The organism is Streptomyces sp. NPDC049577 (assembly GCF_040675635.1).
Taxonomy (GTDB): Bacteria; Actinomycetota; Actinomycetes; order Streptomycetales; family Streptomycetaceae; genus Streptomyces.
In genome coordinates, this window is record NZ_JBFAPH010000073.1 from 1 (window position 1) to 21,072 (window position 21,072).

At 70.0% G+C, this 21,072-nt stretch carries 18 protein-coding genes, 1 tRNA gene and 2 pseudogenes; 7 read left to right on the plus strand and 14 right to left on the minus strand.

Features of this window, described 5'->3' with window-relative positions; genetic code table 11:
- Positions 1-94 precede the first annotated feature (94 nt).
- Positions 95-256 (minus strand): annotated as a pseudogene (locus AB0K09_RS11500) (aminoglycoside phosphotransferase family protein); the annotation flags it as partial.
- Between the two features lie 139 nt (positions 257-395).
- Between AB0K09_RS11500 and AB0K09_RS11505 the strand changes: the two are divergent.
- The gene (locus AB0K09_RS11505; protein WP_366065116.1) at positions 396-1,439 is read left to right on the plus strand and encodes an LLM class flavin-dependent oxidoreductase; all 1,044 of its coding nucleotides are present in this window, start codon (positions 396-398) and stop codon (positions 1,437-1,439) included.
- Positions 1,440-1,487: 48 nt separating this feature from the next.
- Here AB0K09_RS11505 and AB0K09_RS11510 read toward each other — a convergent pair whose 3' ends face one another.
- Positions 1,488-2,012 carry a MepB family protein gene (locus AB0K09_RS11510; protein ID WP_366065117.1) on the minus strand — a complete coding sequence of 175 codons (525 nt, stop codon included), beginning with the start codon at positions 2,010-2,012 and terminating at the stop codon, positions 1,488-1,490.
- Positions 2,013-2,104: 92 nt separating this feature from the next.
- Here AB0K09_RS11510 and AB0K09_RS11515 point away from each other — a divergent pair.
- Positions 2,105-2,470 (plus strand): annotated as a pseudogene (locus AB0K09_RS11515) (IS5 family transposase); the annotation flags it as partial.
- Positions 2,471-2,501: 31 nt separating this feature from the next.
- Here the strand turns inward: AB0K09_RS11515 and AB0K09_RS11520 are convergent.
- The 3 genes from AB0K09_RS11520 to AB0K09_RS11530 all read right to left on the minus strand — a co-directional run bounded on the left by AB0K09_RS11520 (position 2,502) and on the right by AB0K09_RS11530 (position 4,018).
- On the minus strand, positions 2,502-2,879 hold the full coding sequence (locus tag AB0K09_RS11520; protein WP_366065118.1) for a hypothetical protein: 378 nt from the start codon (positions 2,877-2,879) through the stop codon (positions 2,502-2,504).
- 177 nt (positions 2,880-3,056) lie between these two features.
- Positions 3,057-3,824, minus strand: coding sequence for a transcriptional regulator (locus AB0K09_RS11525; protein WP_366065119.1), 768 nt, complete (start codon positions 3,822-3,824; stop codon positions 3,057-3,059).
- A 119-nt stretch (positions 3,825-3,943) separates the two neighbouring features.
- Positions 3,944-4,018, minus strand: a tRNA-Leu gene (locus tag AB0K09_RS11530).
- A gap of 97 nt (positions 4,019-4,115) precedes the next feature.
- Here AB0K09_RS11530 and AB0K09_RS11535 point away from each other — a divergent pair.
- Positions 4,116-4,769 (plus strand): response regulator, encoded by a 654-nt coding sequence (locus AB0K09_RS11535; RefSeq protein WP_366065120.1) that lies wholly within the window; start codon positions 4,116-4,118, stop codon positions 4,767-4,769.
- Positions 4,770-4,839: 70 nt separating this feature from the next.
- On the opposite strand, the gene AB0K09_RS11540 is transcribed toward AB0K09_RS11535, so the two are convergent.
- From AB0K09_RS11540 to AB0K09_RS11575, 8 genes are all read right to left on the minus strand, one after another.
- Complete coding sequence (locus tag AB0K09_RS11540) at positions 4,840-5,562, minus strand: ABC transporter ATP-binding protein (RefSeq protein WP_366065121.1); 723 nt, start codon at positions 5,560-5,562, stop codon at positions 4,840-4,842.
- The gene (locus AB0K09_RS11545) at positions 5,559-6,440 is read right to left on the minus strand and encodes an ABC transporter ATP-binding protein (RefSeq protein WP_366065122.1); all 882 of its coding nucleotides are present in this window, start codon (positions 6,438-6,440) and stop codon (positions 5,559-5,561) included. The genes AB0K09_RS11540 and AB0K09_RS11545 overlap by 4 nt, the downstream gene beginning before the upstream one ends.
- The gene (locus AB0K09_RS11550) at positions 6,437-8,260 is read right to left on the minus strand and encodes a branched-chain amino acid ABC transporter permease (RefSeq protein WP_366065123.1); all 1,824 of its coding nucleotides are present in this window, start codon (positions 8,258-8,260) and stop codon (positions 6,437-6,439) included. Before AB0K09_RS11550 ends, AB0K09_RS11545 begins: the two co-directional genes overlap by 4 nt.
- A 7-nt stretch (positions 8,261-8,267) precedes the next feature.
- Positions 8,268-9,194, minus strand: coding sequence for a branched-chain amino acid ABC transporter permease (locus tag AB0K09_RS11555; protein ID WP_366065124.1), 927 nt, complete (start codon positions 9,192-9,194; stop codon positions 8,268-8,270).
- A gap of 109 nt (positions 9,195-9,303) precedes the next feature.
- Complete coding sequence (locus AB0K09_RS11560; RefSeq protein ID WP_366065125.1) at positions 9,304-10,545, minus strand: branched-chain amino acid ABC transporter substrate-binding protein; 1,242 nt, start codon at positions 10,543-10,545, stop codon at positions 9,304-9,306.
- A 301-nt stretch (positions 10,546-10,846) separates the two neighbouring features.
- Complete coding sequence (locus AB0K09_RS11565) at positions 10,847-11,287, minus strand: hypothetical protein (RefSeq protein WP_366065126.1); 441 nt, start codon at positions 11,285-11,287, stop codon at positions 10,847-10,849.
- An 80-nt stretch (positions 11,288-11,367) separates the two neighbouring features.
- Positions 11,368-11,829, minus strand: a complete 462-nt coding sequence (locus tag AB0K09_RS11570; RefSeq protein ID WP_366065127.1) for a PaaI family thioesterase — start codon at positions 11,827-11,829, stop codon at positions 11,368-11,370.
- A gap of 106 nt (positions 11,830-11,935) precedes the next feature.
- On the minus strand, positions 11,936-14,242 hold the full coding sequence (locus AB0K09_RS11575) for an FdhF/YdeP family oxidoreductase (RefSeq protein ID WP_366065128.1): 2,307 nt from the start codon (positions 14,240-14,242) through the stop codon (positions 11,936-11,938).
- A gap of 258 nt (positions 14,243-14,500) precedes the next feature.
- On the opposite strand from AB0K09_RS11575, the gene polA reads away from it, so the two are divergent.
- The 4 genes from polA to AB0K09_RS11595 all read left to right on the plus strand — a co-directional run bounded on the left by polA (position 14,501) and on the right by AB0K09_RS11595 (position 18,769).
- Complete coding sequence (gene polA / locus AB0K09_RS11580) at positions 14,501-17,254, plus strand: DNA polymerase I (protein WP_366065129.1); 2,754 nt, start codon at positions 14,501-14,503, stop codon at positions 17,252-17,254.
- Between the two features lie 122 nt (positions 17,255-17,376).
- Entirely contained in the window at positions 17,377-17,511 is a 135-nt protein-coding gene (locus AB0K09_RS11585) for an SPW_0924 family protein (protein ID WP_366065130.1), read from the plus strand.
- Between the two features lie 14 nt (positions 17,512-17,525).
- The gene (locus AB0K09_RS11590; protein ID WP_366065132.1) at positions 17,526-18,581 is read left to right on the plus strand and encodes a DUF3068 domain-containing protein; all 1,056 of its coding nucleotides are present in this window, start codon (positions 17,526-17,528) and stop codon (positions 18,579-18,581) included.
- Positions 18,578-18,769 (plus strand): hypothetical protein, encoded by a 192-nt coding sequence (locus AB0K09_RS11595; protein ID WP_366065133.1) that lies wholly within the window; start codon positions 18,578-18,580, stop codon positions 18,767-18,769. The genes AB0K09_RS11590 and AB0K09_RS11595 overlap by 4 nt, the downstream gene beginning before the upstream one ends.
- Positions 18,770-19,327: 558 nt before the next feature.
- On the opposite strand, the gene AB0K09_RS11600 is transcribed toward AB0K09_RS11595, so the two are convergent.
- A partial coding sequence (locus AB0K09_RS11600) for an ATP-dependent helicase C-terminal domain-containing protein (protein WP_366065134.1) occupies positions 19,328-21,072 on the minus strand: 1,745 nt, incomplete at its 5' end.

Consider the following 21,072-nt stretch of genomic DNA (forward strand, 5'->3'; position numbering starts at 1 on the left):
CTGGACCTCGATGGGCAACGACCCGGCCACGGGAGAGCCAATCACATTCAACGAGTGGATCGACCGCCTGGCGCCCAGGGCGTGGGCGGTCGTGGACATCCAAGCTGCGCATATCCGAGGTCCAACCACCACGCAAGCGCTCGGCACCCTCTATCCGCTCCCCATCAGCGAGTCGCCCCTCCACCCACGAACGCGTGGCACCCCAGCCTCGCGTCCCAAGACCACCACCGACCCGCTCACCGCTCCCACCTTCGATCACGAAGGGAGGCTATCGGCATGCGGGCCGCCACAAACCATCCTGGTAGTACCACCGACAACGCCCCGGACATGGGCCTCAGCCCCGGGACCTGCCAGCATGAGAAGGCCCGACCCGATCCCCGCACCCGGGAGGCCCGATGCGCGCAGGCGTCGTCGTCCCCGCACACCCCGGCGCGGAGAACCTCGCCGCACACGCCGAGGAACTGGGCCTGCACAGCTTCTGGGTCAACGACACCCCGATGCTCCACGGCGACCCCTTCGTCACCTTGAGCCTGAGCGCCAAAGCCACCCGCCACATCCGGCTCGGCATCGGCGTCACCTCACCGGCGCTCCGCTCAGCCCCGGCCGCAGCAACCGCATTCGCCAGCCTCAACGCCCTGGCACCAGGCCGGATCATCTGCGGGATCGGCACCGGAAACACCGCCCGACGCACACTCGGCATGCAACCGACCACGACAGCCACCCTGGAGAACTTCACCACGACACTGCAGAATCTCTGCGCCGGACGCCCGACCGAGTACCGCGAAGGAGACCAGGTCCGCGACATCCGCTTCCTGCACACCGGGGCGCACGTGAACACCACCGACCCCATCGAATTCGTCGTAGCCGCGCTCCACGGACCCAAAGCCGCCGCCGTCGCCGGCCGCCGCGGCACCGGCCTCATCTCCTTCGGCCTCCTCGACCCCACCGCCTGGCGCGCACTGCACCACGCCCGCCGCCAAGCCGCCCACGGCACGCCCCACAACCCCGACTCCTACGTCATCACCGCACTCCACCTGCTGCGCGACAACGAGGACGCCGACAGCGACGCGGCCCGGGACACGACAGGCCACCTCGTCCTGTCGCTACTGGACTACGCCGCCGACACACCCGCCTTCGCCCGACAACTCGACCCCGACCAGCGCGAGGCGGTGCGAAAACTCCTCGACCGACGTGGCACCACCGCCACCGCGCCGGACCGGTACACCAAGCTCTACCCCAACTACCTGGGACGCATCGCACCGCAGGACCGGGACCTGGTCCTGCCCTCGCTGATGAACAACGTGGCCCTCGTCGGCACACGCGACGACCTCCGCACCCGCATCACCGCCCTGGAACAGGCAGGAGTCGCTGAGCTCCTCATCCAACCGGTGGTCGACCCGCCCACCGAGATGGCCCAGCTCGCCGAACTCCTCACCTGAGCGCCCGCTTGTGGAGGGACGACTCGGCTGACGACGTCAAAGCCGGCCTTACGGGTGGTAGAGAGACCGGGCACGCGCCATGTCGACAGGCCCGTCCTCCCCGAGCATCAGGAAGTGGTTCACCTGCCAGGCCTGAGTGCCGGATGCCTGACGACTGGTCGTGGCCACCCACGGCGGGTAGACACGGAACCCCCGCTTCCCGCCGGAGCCGTTCCGGGACACGATGCCGCGCTCGCACAGCACGTCCCGCGGGAACACGAACTGCCCGAAGTGACCGCTGTCGCGGCTGCTGACGACGAAGAGATCAACGCCGTCCGAGGCATCGAAGGGCCGGATCGGCCCTTCCGCGGACCGCTGCCACACGGTGACGAACTGGCCGGCCTTCGTCGGGGTGGTCCTGGCCACGCGGAACCGGACCGACAACCCGTCGAGCGTGAACCCGTGAGCCGCGTACTCGGCACTCTCGGGTTCGGGCACCGGCGGTGAGCAGGCGAAGCCGCTCGGGTCGTACACCAGTGTCTTCGCCGCCAGCAGGTCGGTGTGCAGTCCTGCCGAGGGCTGATTCGTCGCCATCCTGAGATCCTGCCATCGGGGGCCTAGGGCGTGTCTGATGAGTCGGTGACCGCCTGGGGCATGGGTCGTTCTCGGCCGAGTGGGGCGCGGCGATTTTGAGCGAGGCGGATTGGGCCCGGCTGGAACCGCACCTGCCGAAGAACTCCGGACGGGGCGGGCGGTGGAAGTGGCGCCACAGAGTGGTCAACGGGATTCCGTTCCGGCTGCGCACGGGAATTCCATGGCGGGATCTGCCGACCCGGTCCGGCAGTCGGCAGACGGTGTACGACCGCCATCGCAGATGGTCGGCGGACGGAACCTGGGAGCGGATCTTCCACGGCCGTCAGGCAGACGCGGAGGCGGAGGGACGGATCGACTGGTCCATGGCCGGTGTGGATCCGACCGTCCTCCGGGCTCACCAGCACGCGGCCGGCGCCCGCAAGCGCGGACCGATCGTCTCCGGCAAGCGGACCCCGCGGTCACGAGCACGTTGTCAGCCGAAGCGGCTGCCTATGACGGCTTGCCACTGCCGAGGACACCGCCGACGCCACCGACGGTACCGACGGTACCGCCGACGCCACTAACGGTACCGCCGAGGCTCCTGACGGTATTGCCGACGCCGCTACCGGCAGGATTCGTAAGTCCCTTGGGGTCGACACCGACTTTGGGGACGCCGTTGCCGGTGAGGGTGTTGGCATCGAGACCGACCTTGGGCAGGGTGTTGGCGGTACTGGTGACGCCCCTGACGGGGTCGACGCCACCGACGGTGGCGAGCCTGGGCGGCGGTGGCGGCGGAGCTGCCTGAGCGGGAGTAGCCAGCACGATGCTTCCCCACGCAAGGGGCGTACTTGCCGCAATGATGGCGATGAACCCGCGAACACGGTCCATGACACGCCTCCCAAGGGTGTGCGCGTGTTGGCGCATGGGATGAGTTGGCTGACAGCATTCCCCACCCCCAGCCCGCGCACCGGCACCGAAGGGGCGTCCAGAAGGCTTCCCGGAGCGCACGAGAAGCACTGTGAGCCCCCAGCAGTTGATGGCCGTATCAGACCCATCAGACAGGCTCTAGTGCTTCGGGCCGACGTGGGTGTCCATGAGGGCTACGGAGGCGCGGCGGGCGACGGAGATGTTGTGGAGTCCGTTGCAGCGACGGGTGCTCTTCCATTCGACGCCCACCTTGTCGAGGGTGTCGCAGAAGAGCTTGAGGATGTCACCGGACTTGTTGCTGAAGAAGTAGCGAACGTACTCGTATCGCTTGCGCTCCCCAGCCACCACGCGGGTTGTCCAGTTGGTGATCCGGCAGCCGTCTGAGTGGATCAGCCCACGCAGGAACTCCGAGGGGTGTACGTCTACGATCTGCCGCTGCCACGGCTCGAGAACGATACGCCGCTCGTGCTTCCTCCCTGGACCATGCTGGGGGAACAGGCATACCCAGTGGCGGCTCGTGCTGGCCACATGGACACAGCCCTTGTTCTGAACGACGCAGACGCTGTTCTCGGGGCGTACCTGCTTGATCGCCTCTCGGCAGGCTGCGATGAGACCGGGCCATGTGTCCGAACACGCGATGCGGAGAGCGTAGGTGCCCCGTTGCCTGCTGACGCATCCGTCCCCAAGGTAGAGGCCGAGCAGATACGCGTACGCAGCGGGATCGTCCGGTGGTTGCGGGCTGGGCCCGCACCGCGAACAGGACGTGCCGCACGCGCGGGGCTCGATCCTGGTCTGCCACGATCGGATCGCGGCCCGCGATATGCCGGTTTCCTTGCTCACAGAATTGAGGCTGCGGCCTTGATCGACGAGGGCAAGGGCGTGCTGACGGGTTGCGACGTCGTACATAGGCGCGAGCATGCACCTGAGCCCGCCGCGAACGGAGTGATTCGAAGCGATGTTCACCGACAGGGATGAAGATTCCCAATCGCCGGGAAAACTAGGCGACCTTCGAATTAAAGGTAAAGTGCCCCGGGTCGGACTCGAACCGACACTGTATGGGTTTTGAATCCATCGCCTGCTGCCAATTGGGCTACCGGGGCCTTGCTATCCAAGGGCAGTGTATACCCCCTCCGTGCTCAAACTTACATGACCTAGGTAGGCTCGTGCGAGCAGTATCTGCCCGCACCGAGGAGACCCGTGACCGCCGCCGAGCCCCAGCCGCCCGTCGACGACGAGCCGCAGCACACCCCTCCGCACACCACCCGTGTCGTGATCGCCGAGGACGAGGCCCTCATCCGGCTCGACCTCAAAGAGATGCTGGAGGAGGAGGGCTACTCCGTCGTGGGTGAGGCCGGCGACGGGGAGACGGCCGTGGCGCTCGCGCGGGAGCACAACCCGGATCTGGTGATCCTGGATGTGAAGATGCCGGTGCTCGACGGGATCTCCGCGGCCGAGCGGATCGCGGGGGAGTCGATCGCGCCGGTGCTGATGCTGACCGCGTTCTCGCAGCGCGAGCTCGTGGAGCGGGCGCGGGACGCCGGGGCGATGGCGTACCTGGTGAAGCCGTTCAGCAAGAGCGATGTCGTGCCGGCGATCGAGATGGCGGTGTCGCGGTTCGCGGAGCTGCGGGCGCTGGAGCGGGAGGTCGCCGATCTTTCTCAGCGGCTGGAGACGCGGAAGCTGGTGGACCGGGCGAAGAGCGTGCTGCAGACGCAGTACGGGCTGACGGAGCCGGCGGCGTTCCGGTGGATTCAGAAGACGTCGATGGATCGGCGGATGTCGATGCAGGCGGTGGCCGAGGCGGTCATCGAGGATGCCAAGGAGAAGCAGGACAAGAAGTCGGGGAAGTAATTTCCGCTGCTTTTTGAAAAGCGAAACAAGGGGTCCGCGTCCGGGAGGGCGCGGGCCCTTTTTTGTGTGTTCAGTCCTCGCCGAGGTAGGCCTTGCGGACGGATTCGTCGTGGAGCAGGTCGGTGCCGGTTCCGGAGAGGGTGATGCGGCCGGTTTCCATGACGTGGCCTTGATCGGCGAGAGTGAGGGCTGCTTGGGCGTTTTGTTCGACGAGGAGGATGGTGGTGCCGGTGGATTTGAGTTCGGCGATGGTGGTCATGATTTTCTGCATCATGATCGGGGAGAGTCCCATGGAGGGTTCGTCGAGCATGAGGAGTTTGGGGCGGGACATGAGGGCGCGGCCCATGGCGAGCATTTGTTGTTCGCCGCCGGAGAGGGTTCCGGCGGCTTGTCCGGCGCGTTGGCCGAGGATGGGGAAGAGGTCGTAGGCGCGTTGGATGTCGTGGTTGATGCCGGCGGTGTCCTTGCGGAGGAAGGCGCCTAGCTGGAGGTTTTCGGCGATGGTGAGGCGGGGGAAGATGTGGCGGCCTTCTGGGGAGTGGGCGAGGCCGCGGGCGACGATTTGGTGGGCGGGGGTTCCGGTGAGGGGGTGGCCGTCGAAGTGGATGGTTCCGGCGAGGGGGGTGAGGAGGCCGGAGAGTGTGCGGAGTGTAGTGGTTTTTCCGGCGCCGTTGGTGCCGATGAGGGTGACTATTTGGCCGGTGTGGACGGTGAAGGAGATTCCTTTGACGGCTTCGATTTTTCCGTAGGCGACGCGGAGGTTGTGGACTTCGAGGAGTGGGGTGGTGGTCATTGGTCTGCCTCCGCGTCTGCCTCTGCCTCTGCGTTTGCGTTGGCGTTTGTGTCCGTGTCTGCCTCGGTGGTGGGTGTGGTGGGGGTGCCGAGGTAGGCGGCGATGACGCGTTCGTCGCGCTGGACGGTTTCGGGGGTGCCGTCGGTAAGTTTTTGGCCTTGGACGAGGACGGTGACGCGGTCGCAGAGGTTGAAGATGAAGCGCATGTCGTGCTCGATGACGAGGACGGCGGTTCCTTGGTCGCGGATGGCGAGGACGAGTTCTTCGGTGGTGCGGGTTTCGTGGGGGTTCATTCCGGCGGTGGGTTCGTCGAGGAGGAGGAGTCCTGGGTCGCTGGCGAGGGCGCGGGCGATTTCGAGTTTTCGTTGTTCGCCGTAGGGGAGGTTGCGGGCGAGGTGGTCGCGTTTGGGGGTGAGGCCGGTGAATTCGAGGAGTTCCATGGCGCGTTGTTCGGAGGCTTTTTCGGCGCGGTGGAATCGGGGGCCGCGGAGGAGGGCGGCGAGGAGTCCTTCTTTGGTGCGGGTGTGGCGGCCGACGAGGACGTTTTCGAGGACGGTCATGTTGGCGAAGAGGCGGATGTTCTGGAAGGTGCGGGCGATGCCGGCCTGGGTGACGAGGTGGGGTTTGGGGGGTAGTCGGTTGCCTTGGTAGGTGACGGTGCCTTCGGTGGGGGTGTAGAGGCCGGTGAGGCAGTTGAAGAAGGTGGTTTTTCCGGCGCCGTTGGGGCCTATGAGTCCGACGATCTGGCCGGGGTGGACGGTGAGGTCGACGGAGCGTACGGCGGTGAGTCCGCCGAAGCGCATGGTGACGCCGGTGGCGGCGAGTAGGGGGGGTGTGGATGTGGGGGGTGCGGGGGTCGTTTCGGTCATGGTGGTCATGCCTCCGCCTTGGTGAGGCCGGTCGGGCCGAGGGGTCCGGCGGGGCCTGAGGGTCCGGTGCCCGGTGGGGTTTCCGCCTCGTGGAATTCGAGTTGTTGCCGGCGGTTGGGGATGATTCCTTCGGGGCGGAAGCGCATGAGGAGGATGAGTGCGATGCCGAAGGCGAGGAGTTGGTAGTCCTGGAGGAATTGGAGTTTGGCGGGGATGAGGTAGAGGAGGGCGGCGCCGAGGAGGGGGCCGGTGATGGTGCCCATGCCGCCGAGGATGACGGCGGCGAGGAGGAAGGCGGAGTTGGGGGGTACGGGTCCGGCGAATACGTATTGTTCGGGGACGACGGTGTAGGCGACGTGGGCCTGGATGGTGCCGGCGAGTCCGGCGAGGGTGGCGCCGAGGGCGAAGGCGAGGAGTTTGAGGCGGAATCCGTTGATGCCCATGGCGGTGGCGGCGGTTTCGTCTTCGCGTATGGCGATCCAGGCGCGGCCGATGCGTGAGTTTCCGGCGCGGCTGAAGACGAGGACGACGACGATGGTGACGAGGAGCATGAGGAGGTAGTAGTTGGCGAAGGGGTTGAGGGTGATTCCCCAGAAGGTTTGTTTTTGTCCGAAGTTGTAGGAGCCGATGGCGAGGTCGGGGATGTTGGGGATGCCGTTGGGTCCGTTGGTGAGGGAGGGGCCGGATTCGCCGTTGAGGTTGCCGACGGTGATGCGGAAGATTTCGCCGAATCCGAGGGTGACGATGGCGAGGTAGTCGCCGCGGAGGCGGAGGGTGGGGGCGCCGATGACGACGCCGAAGACGAGGGAGGCGGCGGCGCCGGTGAGGACGGCGGCCCAGAAGGGGAAGTGGATGTGGAGGGTGGAGGCGGTGGAGCCGGAGACGAGGGCGGCGGTGTAGGCGCCGACGCCGAGGAAGGCGACGTAGCCGAGGTCGAGGAGGCCGGCGAGGCCGACGACGACGTTGAGTCCGAGGGCGACGGTGGCGAAGATCAGGATGTTGACGACGATGAGGGTGTATTCGTCGGTGTCCTGGGTGAGGGGGAAGGCGGCGGCGGCGAGGAAGGCCGCGGTGACGGTGATGTTGCGGTGTTTGTGGGTGAGGGTGCTGAGGCGGTTGATGAGGCCGGCTTTGAAGAGGGCGGCGGTGGTGAAGCCGGTGAGGAGGAGGAAGCCGGTGAAGAGTTCGCCGTATGCGGTGCCGATGCCGTAGGTGAGGACGGCGAGGGCGAGGCCGAAGGCGGCGGCGATGATGAGGATTTCGGCCCAGGTGGGGAGTGGGCGTGGGGGTGGGAGGGGGTGGCGTTGGGGGCCGGGGCGGAGGGTGCGGGCGATGCCGCGGAGGAGGGGGTTGGCGAGGGGGCCGTGGTCGGGGTAGCCGGTGGTGGTGCGTCGGTGGAGGGGGAGGGCGAGGGTGCCGATGAGGGTGAGGAGGGTGGTGACGGCGGTGAGGTAGCCGCCGGGTTCGAGGTTGACGATGCCGCCGAGGCGGGTGGTGATGGCGATGAGGGTGTACCAGGTGGTGGCCAGGGTGGCGGTGGCGAGGTAGACGGTGGCGGTGTGGCCGCGGGTGGGGTTGAGCCAGCGGAGTCCTGGGGTGTGGCAGGTGGCGAGGAGATGGAGGAGGGTGAGGATGCTGCCGGTGAGGGTGAGGAGTTGGAGGCCGCCCGGGTAGCCGGTGAGGGTGAGGTTGCCGGGGAAGGCGGTGGTCCAGGTCCAGGGGAGGAAGGTGCTGGCGGCGGTGGCGAGGGCGCCGGCGGCGGTGAGGGCGCGGGCGGTGCCGAGGGGGAGGGGTATGGCGGGGGTGGTTTCGTGGGTGTCCTGAGTCATGGATGTCTCACGCCCGATCCGCGACGCGTTCGCCGAGCAGGCCTTGTGGCCTGACGAGGAGGACGACGATGAGGAGTACGAAGGCCCATACGTCCTTCCAGCCGCCGCCGCCGAGTTGGTGCATTCCGGGGATGTGCTGGATGTAGGTGGTGGAGGCGGTTTCGGCGATGCCGAGGACGACTCCGCCGAGCATGGCGCCGTAGATGTTGCCGATGCCGCCGAGGACGGCGGCGGTGAAGGCTTTCAGGCCGAGGATGAAGCCCATTTCGAAGTTGATCTGGCCGGCGCGGAGTCCTTGGGCGACGGCGGCGACGGCGGCGAAGGCGCCGCCGATGGCGAAGGCCAGGACGATGATGCGGTCGGTGTTGACGCCCATGAGTTTTGCGGTGTCGGGGTCCTGGGCGGTGGCCTGCATGGCGCGGCCGGTGCGGCTTTTGGCGACGAAGAGGCCGAGGGCGAGCATGCACAGGGGTGCGGCGATGAGGACGAAGAGGTCGTCGCGTTGGATGCGGAGGTTGTCGGCGATTTGGAAGGCGTCGCCGAACTGGGGGAAGTTGCGGGATTTCTTGGCGTCGGGGTAGAAGGCCCAGACGATTTGCTGGAGGGCGATGGAGAGGCCGATGGCGGTGATGAGGGGGGCGAGTCGGGGGGCGGTGCGCAGGGGGCGGTAGGCGAAGCGTTCGGCGGCGGTGGCGACGGCGACGGAGCTGATGGCGCCGCCGAGGAGCATGAGGGGGAGGATGGCTCCGAGGGGGAGGCCGGGGAGCCAGAGGTGGATGGTGAGGGCGCCGAAGCCTCCGATCATGACGATCTCGCCGTGGGCGAAGTTGATGAGCTGGACGATGCCGTAGACCATGGTGTAACCGATGGCGATGAGGCCGTAGAGGGCCCCGAGGGCGAGTCCGCTGACCAGTGTTTGCGGCAGTTCGTGCACCGCGGGCCTCCGATGCGGGTGTCGGATGTGGCGCCGCGCGAGGGCGGGGTGGTGTGGCGTCCTCGCGCGGTGGTGTTGCGGGGTGCGGCGGTGGGGCCGGCGGTGCTGGTCAGTCCTGGAAGGTGGCGCTCTTCACGGATTCCCAGGTGTTGCCTTTGACGCGGTAGACGGTGAGTTGTTTGTTGGTGGTGTCGCCGTACTGGTCGAAGGAGACTTTTCCGGTGACGCCGTCGAAGGAGACTTTGCTCATGGCGTCGAGGACTTTGCCGCGGGGGTCGGTGGGGAGTTTGCCGTTGTTGTCGTCGACGGCTTTCTTGACGGCTTGGACGATGGCCCAGGCGGCGTCGTAGGCGTAGCCGCCGTAGGCGGCGTAGGGGTCTTTGTAGTTGGCGTTCTTGTAGTTGTCGACGAAGGTTTTGGCGGAGTCGAGTTTTTCGACGGGGTAGCCGACGGAGGTGGCGAGGTCGCCGTCGTTGCTTTCGCCGGATGCGGTGATGAATCCGGGGTCGTAGATGCCGTCGCCGCCCATGAGGGGTATGTGTGCGCCGGCTTTCTTGATCTGGTCGGAGAGGAGTCCGGCCTCGGGGAACTGGCCGCCGAAGTAGACGGAGTCGGCGCCGGAGTTCTTGATTTTGTTGGCGATGCCGGAGAAGTCGGTTTCTTTGACGGTGAGGTGGTCGGTGCCGGCTATGTCGCCGCCGAGGCGTTTGAATTCCTGGGCGAAGATGGTGGCGAGGCCGGCGCCGTAGGTCTGTTTGTCGTCGACGACGAAGACTTTCTTCTTCTTGGCGTCGTTGTAGTAGTACTGGGCGGCGAAGCGGCCTTGGATGATGTCGGTGGTGGAGGTGCGGAAGTAGGTCTTGAAGGGACGGTTCTTCTGGCCGTTGGCCCAGTTGTCGCCCTGGCTGAGGGCGGGGTTGGTGTTGGCGGGGGAGACCTGGGTGAGGTTGGCCTTGGCGAAGACGCCCTGCATGGACTGGGCGACGCCGGAGTTGAGGGGGCCGACGACGCCGAGGACGTTCTTGTCGGCGACGAGTTTGGTGGCGTTCTGCTGGCCGGTGCCGGGGACGGCCTGGTCGTCGAGGGCCTGGGAGGTGAAGGTGACGCCCTTGACCTCGTTGTTCTTGTTGGCGGTGCGGACGGCGAGGTCGACGGAGTTCTTGATGCCTTGGCCGAGGGGGGAGAGGGAGCCGGTCAGGGGGGCGTCGACGCCTATGGTGACGGTGGTTTTCTTGCCGCCGTCGTCGCCGCTGCCGGTGTCGCCCTTGTCGTCGCGTGATCCGCAGGCGGTGAGGGCGAGGGCGCCGGTGGTGATCGCGGTGGTGAGAAGCAGGAAGGAGCGGTGTCGCACGGTGATTCCTTTCCCTGGCGCGGCGGCCTCTGGTGAGGTGCCGTCTCGCTGGCCGGGCATGGTGAAAGGTGCGTGCTGATGGGGTGCGATCCGCCCGGCGGGTTGTGATGGGCCGTGACTTTAGGGGGGTGCGGCGACCTGGGGCAGAGGTGCGGACGACGATGTGATGGTCTTGTTATGACGGAGATCACATTCCGGTTTGCGGGGGTGCCGGTGGGGTGGCCGGATCCGGCCCGGGACCCGGCGCGGGGAGCGGCCCGGGGAGTGGCCCGGGGCTGAGCCCTGGGGGTGGTTGCCGGGGTCAGTCCGGTGGGCGCCAGTTCTCGGAGCTGTGGGTGGCACCGTCGGCGGCGGTGCAGCGTTGTGCGGTCTGCTGCCGGATGGTCCGGAGGGCGGCGTCGGTGCCGTGGGCCTGTTGTTCGGCGCGGGCGGCGTGGACGACGTCGTCGTAGATCTCGTACTGGGCGTTGGAGAGGCCTTTCTGTTCCCAGTCGAGGCCGGCCCAGGTGCCGCCGGTGAGTTCCTGCTCGGCCCAGTAGGTGATGAGGTCGGTGCAGACCTTGACCTGTGGGGCGGGGGAGGGGGTGGTGAGGACCGTGGTGGTGGCTGTGGCGCGGTGGCCGGCGGGGGTGTCGGAGCAGCCGGCGAGGAGCCAGCCCGTCGCGAGCCAGCCCAGCGCGAGGCAGCCCGCCGTGAGGCAGCCGGTCAGGGCGGGGGTGGCCCTCGTGCGTGCGGCCTTCATGGGGGCACGTTAGGGCGGTGGGGCGGGGGAGGGAAGCGGTCCGGTGCGGAGCCGGGGCCTCCCTCCCGGTGGGGTGCCGGTCAGGCGGTGGGGGCGTCGCGCAGCAGGCAGGTGAGGCGGGCGGAGCAGACGCGCTTGTCGTGTTCGTCGGTGATGACGATTTCGTAGGTGGCGGTGGTGCGTCCGAGGTGGACGGGGGTGGCGGTGCCGGTGATGAGGCCGGAGCGGACGCCGCGGTGGTGGGTGCAGTTGAGGTCGACGCCGACGGCGATGCGGGCGGGGCCGCCGTGGAGCATGGCGCCGACGGAGCCGAGGGTTTCGGCGAGGACGGCGGAGGCGCCGCCGTGGAGGAGGCCGTAGGGCTGGGTGTTGCCCTCGACGGGCATGGTGCCGACGACGCGTTCGGGGGAGGCTTCGACGACGGTCAGGCCCATGCGTTCGCCGAGGTGTCCCGCGGAGAAGAGGGTGGGCAGGTCGGTGCCGGTCTCGGCCCACTGGTCGACGACGGTCTGGGGGAAGGTGGTCTGGGTCTGCTCGCCCATGCGTGGCGGCTCCGATCGTCCTCGGTCGTTGCGGTGTGCGGGTCGTACGGGCGCGTACGGGTCGTGCCGGCCGGCGGGCCGGGAGGCCCGGTGCGGGACCGTCCTATCAGGTGGTCCCGGGGGCGCCGGACGCCGGGGTGGCCGCTTGCTCGATGCGGATGACCAGGGATTTGCTGGCGGGGGTGTTGCTGGTGTCGGCGGTGTGGTCGAGGGGGACCAGGACGTTGGTCTCGGGGTAGTAGGCGGCGGCGCAGCCCCGGGCGGTGGGGTAGTGGACGACGCGGAAGCCGGGGGCGCGGCGTTCGCTGCCGTCGGTCCATTCGCTGACGAGGTCGGCGTAGGAGCCGTCGGCGAGGCCGAGGCCGGCGGCGTCGTCGGGGTTGACGAGGACGACGCGGCGGCCGTTCTTGATGCCGCGGTAGCGGTCGTCGAGGCCGTAGATGGTGGTGTTGTACTGGTCGTGGGAGCGCAGGGTCTGCAGGAGGAGGCGGCCTTCGGGGGCCTGGGGCCAGGTGACCTCGGTGGCGCTGAAGTTGGCCTTGCCGGTGGTGGTGGGGAAGCGGCGTTCGTCGCGGGGTGCGTGGGGGAGGGTGAAGCCCCCGGGGCGTGCGACGCGGGTGTTGAAGTTTTCGAAGCCGGGGACGACGCGGGCGATGCGGTCGCGGATCGTCGCGTAGTCGCCTTCGAACTGTTCCCAGGGTGTGGTGCTGGCGGGGCCGAGGACGCGGCGGGCCAGGCGGCAGACGATGGCGGGTTCGGAGAGCAGCTGGGGGCCGGCGGGGGCGAGGCGGCCGCGGGAGGCGTGGACCATGCCCATGGAGTCCTCGACGGTGACGAACTGGTCGCCGGCGGCCTGGCGGTCGCGCTCGGTGCGGCCGAGGGTGGGCAGGATGAGGGCGCGCGCTCCGGTGACGACGTGGGAGCGGTTGAGCTTGGTGGAGACGTGGACGGTGAGCCGGGCGCGGCGGATCGCGGCTTCGGTGACGTCGGTGTCGGGGGTGGCGGCGACGAAGTTGCCTCCCATGGCGAAGAAGACCTTGGCGGTGCCGTCGCGCAGGGCGCGGATGGCGCGGACGACGTCGAGGCCGTGGTGGCGGGGCGGCGCGAAGCCGAATTCCTTCTCCAGGGCGTCGAGGAACGCGGGGGCGGGGCGTTCGAAGATGCCCATGGTGCGGTCGCCCTGGACGTTGCTGTGGCCGCGGACGGGGCAGACGCCGGCGCCGGGGCGGCCGATGTTCCCGCGGAGCAGGAGGAGGTTGACGACCTCCTTGATGGTGGGGACGGCGTGCTTGTGCTGGGTGAGGCCCATGGCCCAGCAGACGACGGTGCGGCGGGAGTCGAGGATCATGCGCAGGGCGCGTTCGATGTCCTCGCGGGGCAGGCCGGTGGCGCGCAGGGTGGTGTCCCAGTCGGCGGTGCGGGCGAGGCGGGCGAAGTCCTCGAAGCCGTGGGTGTGCTCGTCGATGAAGGCGGTGTCGAGGGCGCCCTCGGTCTCCAGGACGAGCTTGTTGAGGAGCCGGAAGAGGGCGTGGTCGCCGCCGAGGCGGATCTGGAGGAAGAGGTCGGCCAGTGCGGTGCCGGTGCCGGCGAGGCCGCGGGCGTTCTGCGGGTTCTTGAAGCGCTCCAGGCCGGCTTCGGGCAGCGGGTTGACGGTGATGATGCGGGCGCCGGCGGCCTTGGCCTTCTCCAGGGCGGTGAGCATCCGTGGGTGGTTGGTGCCGGGGTTCTGCCCGGCGACGATGATCAGGTCGGCCTGGTGGAGGTCTTCGAGGTGGACGCTGCCCTTGCCGATGCCGATGGTCTCGGTCAGTGCGGAGCCGGAGGACTCGTGGCACATGTTGGAGCAGTCGGGCAGGTTGTTGGTGCCGAACTCGCGGGCGAAGAGCTGGTAGAGGAAGGCGGCCTCGTTGCTGGTGCGGCCGGAGGTGTAGAAGACGGCCTCGTCGGGGCTCGCGAGGGCGTGGAGTTCCTCGGCGACGATGTCGAAGGCGCGTTCCCAGGTGACGGGTTCGTAGTGGTCGGCGCCCTCGGCGAGGTACATGGGGTGGGTGAGGCGGCCCTGCTGGCCGAGCCAGTAGCCGCTGCGGCCGGCGAGGTCGGCGACGGGGTGGGCGGCGAAGAAGTCGGGGGTGACGCGGCGGAGGGTGGCCTCCTCGGCGACGGCCTTGGCGCCGTTCTCGCAGAATTCTGCGGCGTGGCGCTTGTCGGGCTCGGGCCAGGCGCAGCCGGGGCAGTCGAAGCCGTCCTTCTGGTTGACCTTGAGGAGGGTGAGGGCGGTGCGGCGCACGCCCATCTGCCGCTGGGCGACGCGCAGGGAGTGGGCGATGGCGGGGAGGCCGGCGGCGGCGTGCTGCGGGGCGGTGACGTCGGGCGCGTCCTGTACGGGATCGCCGGTGGGCGGCTTGGCTGCCATCTCGCTCCCCCTTGAGCGGTCGGTGCTGCGCGGTGGGTGGTTCTCGCGTACGGCGGCATCCTGTCACGGGGGGCCGGCAACGGGCGTGGGGAGGGTGATCGACGAGGCGGCCGGTCCGGATTGTCGGTGGGGCGTGGCAGGATCGTGGGCGTGGCAGCAAAGGCATCGAAGACACCGTCCGAAGCGACCGAAGCGAACGCGTCGACCGAATCGTCCGGCACGAAGGCAGTGGAGGGAGGCCGGCCCCGCCTGCTCCTGATGGACGGGCATTCCATGGCGTACCGGGCGTTCTTCGCGCTGCCCGTGGAGAACTTCACGACCTCCGACGGCGTGCACACGAACGCGGTGTACGGCTTCGCCTCCATGCTGGCGAACACGTTGCGTGACGAGGCGCCCACGCATTTCGCGGTGGCGTTCGACGTCTCGCGCAAGACGTGGCGCTCGGAGGAGTTCCCGGAGTACAAGGCGACGCGTTCCAAGACGCCCGACGAGTTCCGCAGCCAGGTGGAGCTGATCGGGCAGCTGCTGGATCACATGCGGGTCCCGCGGTTCGCGGTCGACGGCTTCGAGGCCGACGACGTGATCGCCACGCTCACCACCCAGGCCGAGGCCCAGGGCTTCCACGTCTCGATCGTCACCGGTGACCGCGACTCGTTCCAGCTGGTCAGCGATGACGTCACCGTGCTCTACCCGACGAAGGGCGTCTCGGAGCTCACGCGCTTCACGCCCGAGAAGGTCATGGAGAAGTACGGTCTGACCCCGGCGCAGTACCCGGACTTCGCGGCGCTGCGCGGCGACCCGTCCGACAACCTGCCGGGCATCCCGGGCGTCGGCGAGAAGACCGCCGCGAAGTGGATCAACCAGTTCGGTTCGTTCGCCGAGCTCGTCGAGCGCGTGGCGGAGGTCAAGGGCAAGGCCGGGCAGAACCTCCGCGATCACCTGGAGGCGGTCAAGCTCAACCGCCGGCTGACCGAGATGGTGCGCGACGTCGAGCTGTCCACGGGCCCCGAGGGCCTGGTGCGCGACGCCTACGACCTGCCCGCCCTCGGCGAGCTGCTGGACCGGCTGGAGATCCGTAACAAGAGCCTGCGCGACCGCCTCTTCGGCACCGACCCGGCCGCGGCCGTGACGGAGGCCGCCCAGGAGGTCGAGATCGAGCTGGACGGCCGCATGCTGGGCACCGACGAGCTCGGGCCCTGGCTGGCGTCCGTCCCCGCCGGCACGCCCACCGCGATCGCCGCCGGCTACGACTGGAAGCTGGGCAGCGGTGATGTGCACGAGGTCGCGCTCGCGCTGCCCGACGGCCGCGCCTGCTGGTTCGTGCCGCAGGAGCTGTCCGAGGGCGACGACCGGGCGTTCGCCGCCTGGCTGGCCGACGCCTCCCTGCCCAAGGTGCTGCACATGGCCAAGCGTGTCGTGCGCGTCTTCGCCGAGCGCGGCTGGGACGTCGCGGGCGTCACGATGGACACCGCCGTCGCCGCCTACCTGGACGAGCCCGGAGCGCGCCTGTTCGAGACCGATCCGCTCAACCGGCACCGGCAGAAGCGGGCCGGCAAGGTGCGGTTCAACAAGGGCAAGCGCCAGCTCACCGAGCTGGAGGTGCTCGTCGAGGACAAGCTCGGCCGCACCCTGCCCCGGGTCGACCCGGACAAGGCCGAGGCCGGCCAGCAGGCGTTCGACTTCGACGGCACGGCCGACAAGGAGGCCGCCGAGAAGCTCATGCTGGAGGCCCGCGCCGTCCTCGACCTCGGCGGGCTCTACGAGCCGAAGCTGGCCGCAGTGGGCGCCCTGGAGCTGATGCGCGAGCTGGAGTTCCCGGTCGGCGATCTGCTGGTGCGCATGGAGCGCGACGGCATCGCGGTCGACCGCGAACGCCTGGAGAAGCTCTCCGCGGAGTACCTCGCCGAGATCGAGCAGGCCGTCACCGAGGCGCACCGCGCCGCCGGCCGCGAGTTCAACCTCTCCTCGCCCAAGCAGCTCCAGGAGGTCCTCTTCGAGGAGCTCGGCCTGCCCAGGACGAAGAAGATCAAGACGGGGTACACCACCGACGCCGACGCCCTGGCCTGGCTCGCGGCCCAGACGGACAACGAGCTGCCCGTCATCCTGCTGCGCCACCGGGACCGCGCCAAGCTGCGCACCACGGTCGACGGCCTGATCAACAACATCGCGGCCGATGGCCGCATCCACACCACCTTCAACCAGATGGTGGCGGCCACCGGCCGGCTCTCCTCCACCGACCCGAACCTGCAGAACATCCCGGTGCGCACCGCCGACGGCAGCCGCATCCGCCGCTGCTTCGTCGTCGGCGAGGGCTACGAGTCGCTGATGACGGCCGACTACAGCCAGATCGAACTGCGTGTGATGGCCCACCTCTCCCGGGACGAGGGCCTGATCGAGGCCTTCACCTCCGGCGAGGACCTGCACACCACCGTCGCCTCCCAGGTCTTCGGCGTCGCCAAGTCCGAGGTCGACGCCGAGATGCGCCGCAAGATCAAGGCCATGTCGTACGGCCTGGCCTACGGTCTGTCCGCCTTCGGCCTGTCCCAGCAGCTGAACATCACGCCCGGTGAGGCCGGCGTGCTGATGGACACCTTCTTCGAGCGGTTCGGCGGCGTGCGCGACTATCTGCAGCGCGTCGTCGAGGAGGCCCGCCGCACCGGCTACACCGAGACCATGCTCGGCCGCCGCCGCTACCTCCCCGACCTCAACAGCGACAACCGCCAGCGCCGCGAGATGGCCGAGCGGATGGCGCTCAACGCCCCGATCCAGGGCACCGCCGCCGACATCGTCAAGCAGGCCATGCTGCGGGTCGGCAAGGCGCTCGACGCCGAGGGACTGACCTCCCGGATGCTGCTCCAGGTCCACGACGAAATCGTGCTGGAGATCGCCCCCGGCGAGCGCGAGAAGGCGGAGGACCTGGTCCGCCGCGAGATGGCCGCCGCCGTCACGCTGCGCGCCCCGCTCGACGTGTCGGTCGGCGTCGGCGGCGACTGGGAGTCCGCCGCGCACTGACCGGCTCACCGGTACGGGCCTTCCCCCGGGGGAAGGCCCGTACCGCGCGGTTCTCATCTCCGGCGGGCGTTGCTACCGTGCCCCAACCCTGACGCCTCGTCAGCTGCGGGAAGGGGCTTCGCATGCGCGCACTGGCCGCCGCGGCCATCGGACTGGCCGCCGCCCTCGCCCTCGTCCTGGCCGTCACCGCCATCGGCCCGCCCCGGGGCGAGACCTCGCCCAAGCCCCTGCTGACCTCCGCCCCCGCACACCCCTAGCCCCGGCCACCGCCGTGCGCCGCCTAGCCGGGCTCGTCCTCCTCGCCCTCGCCGTCTTCTTCGGGACCCTCTCCCCGCTGCTGCGCTGGTACGCCTTCCCCCGGCTCGCCAAGGTGCCCGCCGGCCAGTACCAGGCCGTCGTCCTGGAGGCCGAGGACGCCACCCTCGTCGACTACGCCACGCTCCAGCCCCGCACGGTCCCCAAGGTCACCATGGTCCAGACCCTCAAGGGCAACGTCGAACAGGCCCGCAAGGTCTCCCGCGCCACCGGCCGCGACGTCGTCGTCTGGGACACCCTCACCTACGTCGCCGGACCCGACGGCGCCCTCGTCTCCCGCATCCCCGAGCGCTACGTCTTCGACGCCCACAGCCAGCAGCCCGTCCACGCCGGCGGCGAGAACGTCGACGGCACCCCCGTGCGCCGCGACGGCATCGAGTACAAGTGGCCCTTCCTCGTCGAGAAACGCGACTACCGCTACTTCGACATGCAGACCCGCACCTCCGCCCCCATCCACTACCGCGGCACCCGCACCTTCCACGGCCTGGAGGTCTACTACTTCGAGCAGACCGTGCCCTGGACCCACGTCCCCGTCCCCCGCACCCTGCCGCTCGGCATCACCCCCGACACCATCGGCGCCCTCGGCCTCGAACGCTGGTACACCACCCGCCGCATGTTCTGGGTCGACCCCACCACCGGCGCCCCCGTCAACGGCGAGGAGATCCACCGGGAGGAACTCCGCTGGACCGGCCACCCCGAGAAGAAACCGATCACCGCCTTCGCCGGGCACGTCACCATGCGCCCCGACTACGTCGACGCCACCGTCGCCCTCGTCCGCTCGCAGCGGCAGCTGGTCCTGCTGCTCACCGGCTACCTCCCGTGGGGCTTCCTCGGCCTCGGCGCCGCCCTCCTCACCGCGGCCCTCCTGCTCGAAGCCCGCTCCCGCCCGCGTACCGCCCCGGCGGACACCGAGATCGCCGGGCAAACGGACGACGGGTGGAGCACGATGGAGGGACAACCCGAACGGCCGGCCCCCCGGACCGGGGGCCCGAGCAGAGGAGGCTCGCCGTGAAGGAGACTCCCGAGGACGCGTCCACCACGTCCCGCCCGACCCGGCTCTACACCGGCGCCGAGCGGCCCTTCGACCCGGAGGACCTCGTCATGGCCTCGGGCCACGACGTGACACCGGAGCGCGTCGAGCGCGCCAAGCAGCACATCGCGGAAAAGGGGGCCGCCGCCATCGAGCGCTACCTGCCCTAGGCGGGGCCCGGCGGGTCGTGAGGTGCGGGTCCGCGGTGCCCGCGGATGCCGCGGGCCCCTGGCCCCTGGCCGTGGTGGCTCGCCGCCGTTTCGGCGGTCGGCTCTTCCCCGCCGTGGCGGCGGGCGGCCGCGACGCGGGTTGCGGTATTTGCCCATGCCACCGGACTCCCGCCGCGGTGGTGTGCCGCCGTTGCGGCGGGATCCTTATCCCCCGCCGGGCCGGCGAGTGATGGCAGTGGCTCGTCGCCGTTGAAGCGGTCGGTTCTTCTCCCGCCGCGGCAGCGGGCGCCCATGGCGTGCGGTCGCGGTGTTCGCGGAATGCCGCCGGGCCCTCACTGCGGTGGTTTCTCGCCGTTGCGGCGGGTACTTCTTCCTTCACCCGATGGCGATTGATCACGGTGGCTTCTCGCCGTTGCAGTGGACAGTTCTTCCGCCGCCGCGGCGCCGAGCGCTACGGCTGCCGTTGCGGTGGGTACTTCCTCCTCCGCGGCGGCGGGCGGCCACGACGTGCCGGGCCGCCCCCCCTGCGAAGATCCGCCCGGCAGGCGTGTGCCGCCGTTACGCCCGGCGCGTGTTCGTGCGGCGGGTCGGGGTGGCGGTGGTGGGGTCGTCGGGCCACGGGTGTCGCGGGTAGCGGCCCCGCAGCTCCGCACGGACGGAGCGGTAGCCGTCCCGCCAGAACGACGCCAGGTCCGCCGTGACCGCCGCCGGGCGTCCGGCCGGCGACAGCAGGTGCACCAGGAGCGGCACGCGCCCACCCGCGACGCGCGGCGTCTGCTCCAGGCCGAACAGCTCCTGCAGCTTCACCGCGAGCACCGGCTGCTCGCCGCCGTAGTCCACACGGATCCGTGAGCCGCTCGGGACCTCGACGCGCTCGGGAGCCAGCTCCTCCAGCCGCGCCGCCTCGCCCGTGGCCCACGGCAGCAGCCGCTCCAGGGCCCTGCCCGCGTCCAGCCGCTCCAGATCCGCGCGCCTGCCCGCCCGGTCCAGCTCCCAGCCCAGCCAGTCCTCCGCGCTTCCCAGCAGTGCCTCGTCCGACACGTCCGGCCACGGATCGCCCAGCTCCCGGTGGAGGAACGCCAGCCGCTGCCGCAGCCCGGCCGCCTCGGCCGTCCACCGCAGCAACCCCAGCCCCTCGCGCCGCAGACCGTCCAGCAGCGCGGCCCGTACGAGCGCGGCATCCGGTTCCCGCAGCGGCACCTCGGCCAGCTCCACCGCCCCCAGCCGCCGTACCCGCCGGGCCACCACGTCCCGCCGCTCCTCCGACCAGCACACCTCGTCGCCCTCGGCGAACAGCGCGCCGGCCGCCGACCGGGCCGTCTCCTCGTCGATCACCGCACCCAGCCGCACCCGCGCCGAAGCCGCCGCCACCGGCCGGTCCGCGACCGCCACCGCGAGCCAGGGCGAACCCGCCAGCCGGGAGCCGTCCCCCAGCTCGGCCCGCGTGCCGGACACCATCAGGAACGCCCGCTCACCCCGCGCCCGGGCCACCCGCTCCGGGAACGCGAACGCCGCGACCAGCCCGGCCGCGAGGTCGTCACTCATGGCACCCCGCGCGCCGCCCCCGGCCGGGCCGGCGAGATCTTCCGCGGGGACGTCGTCCTCGGCGAGCGACTCCCCGTCGGCCCCTCGCACGAGACCCCGCACCGCACGCTCCAGACGGCGGGCCTCCGCCCGCCAGCGCGTCGCATAGGCGTCGCCGCCGCGACGGGCCGTGCGCCAGGCGGCCGCCAGATCGTCGCCGTAGTCCCTCGGGGGCTCCTCGCTCAGCAGGGCCACGACCTCCGCCGCCCGGCGCGCGCCGATCTCGCGCGCCCCGTCGAGGAGGGCGCGCGCCAGGCGCGGATGGACGCCCAGGCGCGCCATCGCGCGACCGCGCTCCGTCGGACGGCCGTCCGCGCCGACCGCGCCGGTGGCGGCCAGGACCGTCCGGGCGGCCGCCATGGCACCCGGCGGGGGAGCGTCGAGCAGGGCGAGACCGGACGCGTCGGGATCGCCCCAGCAGGCGGTCTGCAGCGCGAAGGCCGTCAGGTCCGCCACCGTGATCTCCGCGGCCGGGAAGGCCGGCAGCCGCACGTCGTCCGCCTCGGACCAGCAGCGGTACACCGTGCCCGGCGCCTCGCGGCCCGCCCGTCCGGCCCGCTGCCGGGCGGCCGCCCGGGACGCCCGTACGGTCGTCAGGGCGCTCAGCCCGCGCGCGTGGTCCGTGAGGGCGGCGTCGCCGACGAATCCGGCGAACTTCTGACCGTGCTGGTGTGCGGCGGCACTGATCACGCTCACAGCGGTCCGCGTGAAGCGGATGG

Coding starts and splice junctions, on each gene's coding strand:
- AB0K09_RS11505 (WP_366065116.1), top strand. CDS start 396: ATGCGCGCAGGCGTCGTCGTCCCCGCACACCCCGGCGCGGAGAACCTC.
- AB0K09_RS11510 (WP_366065117.1), bottom strand. CDS start 2,012: ATGGCGACGAATCAGCCCTCGGCAGGACTGCACACCGACCTGCTGGCG.
- AB0K09_RS11520 (WP_366065118.1), bottom strand. CDS start 2,879: ATGGACCGTGTTCGCGGGTTCATCGCCATCATTGCGGCAAGTACGCCC.
- AB0K09_RS11525 (WP_366065119.1), bottom strand. CDS start 3,824: ATGTACGACGTCGCAACCCGTCAGCACGCCCTTGCCCTCGTCGATCAA.
- AB0K09_RS11540 (WP_366065121.1), bottom strand. CDS start 5,562: ATGACCACCACCCCACTCCTCGAAGTCCACAACCTCCGCGTCGCCTAC.
- AB0K09_RS11545 (WP_366065122.1), bottom strand. CDS start 6,440: ATGACCACCATGACCGAAACGACCCCCGCACCCCCCACATCCACACCC.
- AB0K09_RS11550 (WP_366065123.1), bottom strand. CDS start 8,260: ATGACTCAGGACACCCACGAAACCACCCCCGCCATACCCCTCCCCCTC.
- AB0K09_RS11565 (WP_366065126.1), bottom strand. CDS start 11,287: ATGAAGGCCGCACGCACGAGGGCCACCCCCGCCCTGACCGGCTGCCTC.
- AB0K09_RS11570 (WP_366065127.1), bottom strand. CDS start 11,829: ATGGGCGAGCAGACCCAGACCACCTTCCCCCAGACCGTCGTCGACCAG.
- AB0K09_RS11575 (WP_366065128.1), bottom strand. CDS start 14,242: ATGGCAGCCAAGCCGCCCACCGGCGATCCCGTACAGGACGCGCCCGAC.
- polA (WP_366065129.1), top strand. CDS start 14,501: ATGGACGGGCATTCCATGGCGTACCGGGCGTTCTTCGCGCTGCCCGTG.
- AB0K09_RS11585 (WP_366065130.1), top strand. CDS start 17,377: ATGCGCGCACTGGCCGCCGCGGCCATCGGACTGGCCGCCGCCCTCGCC.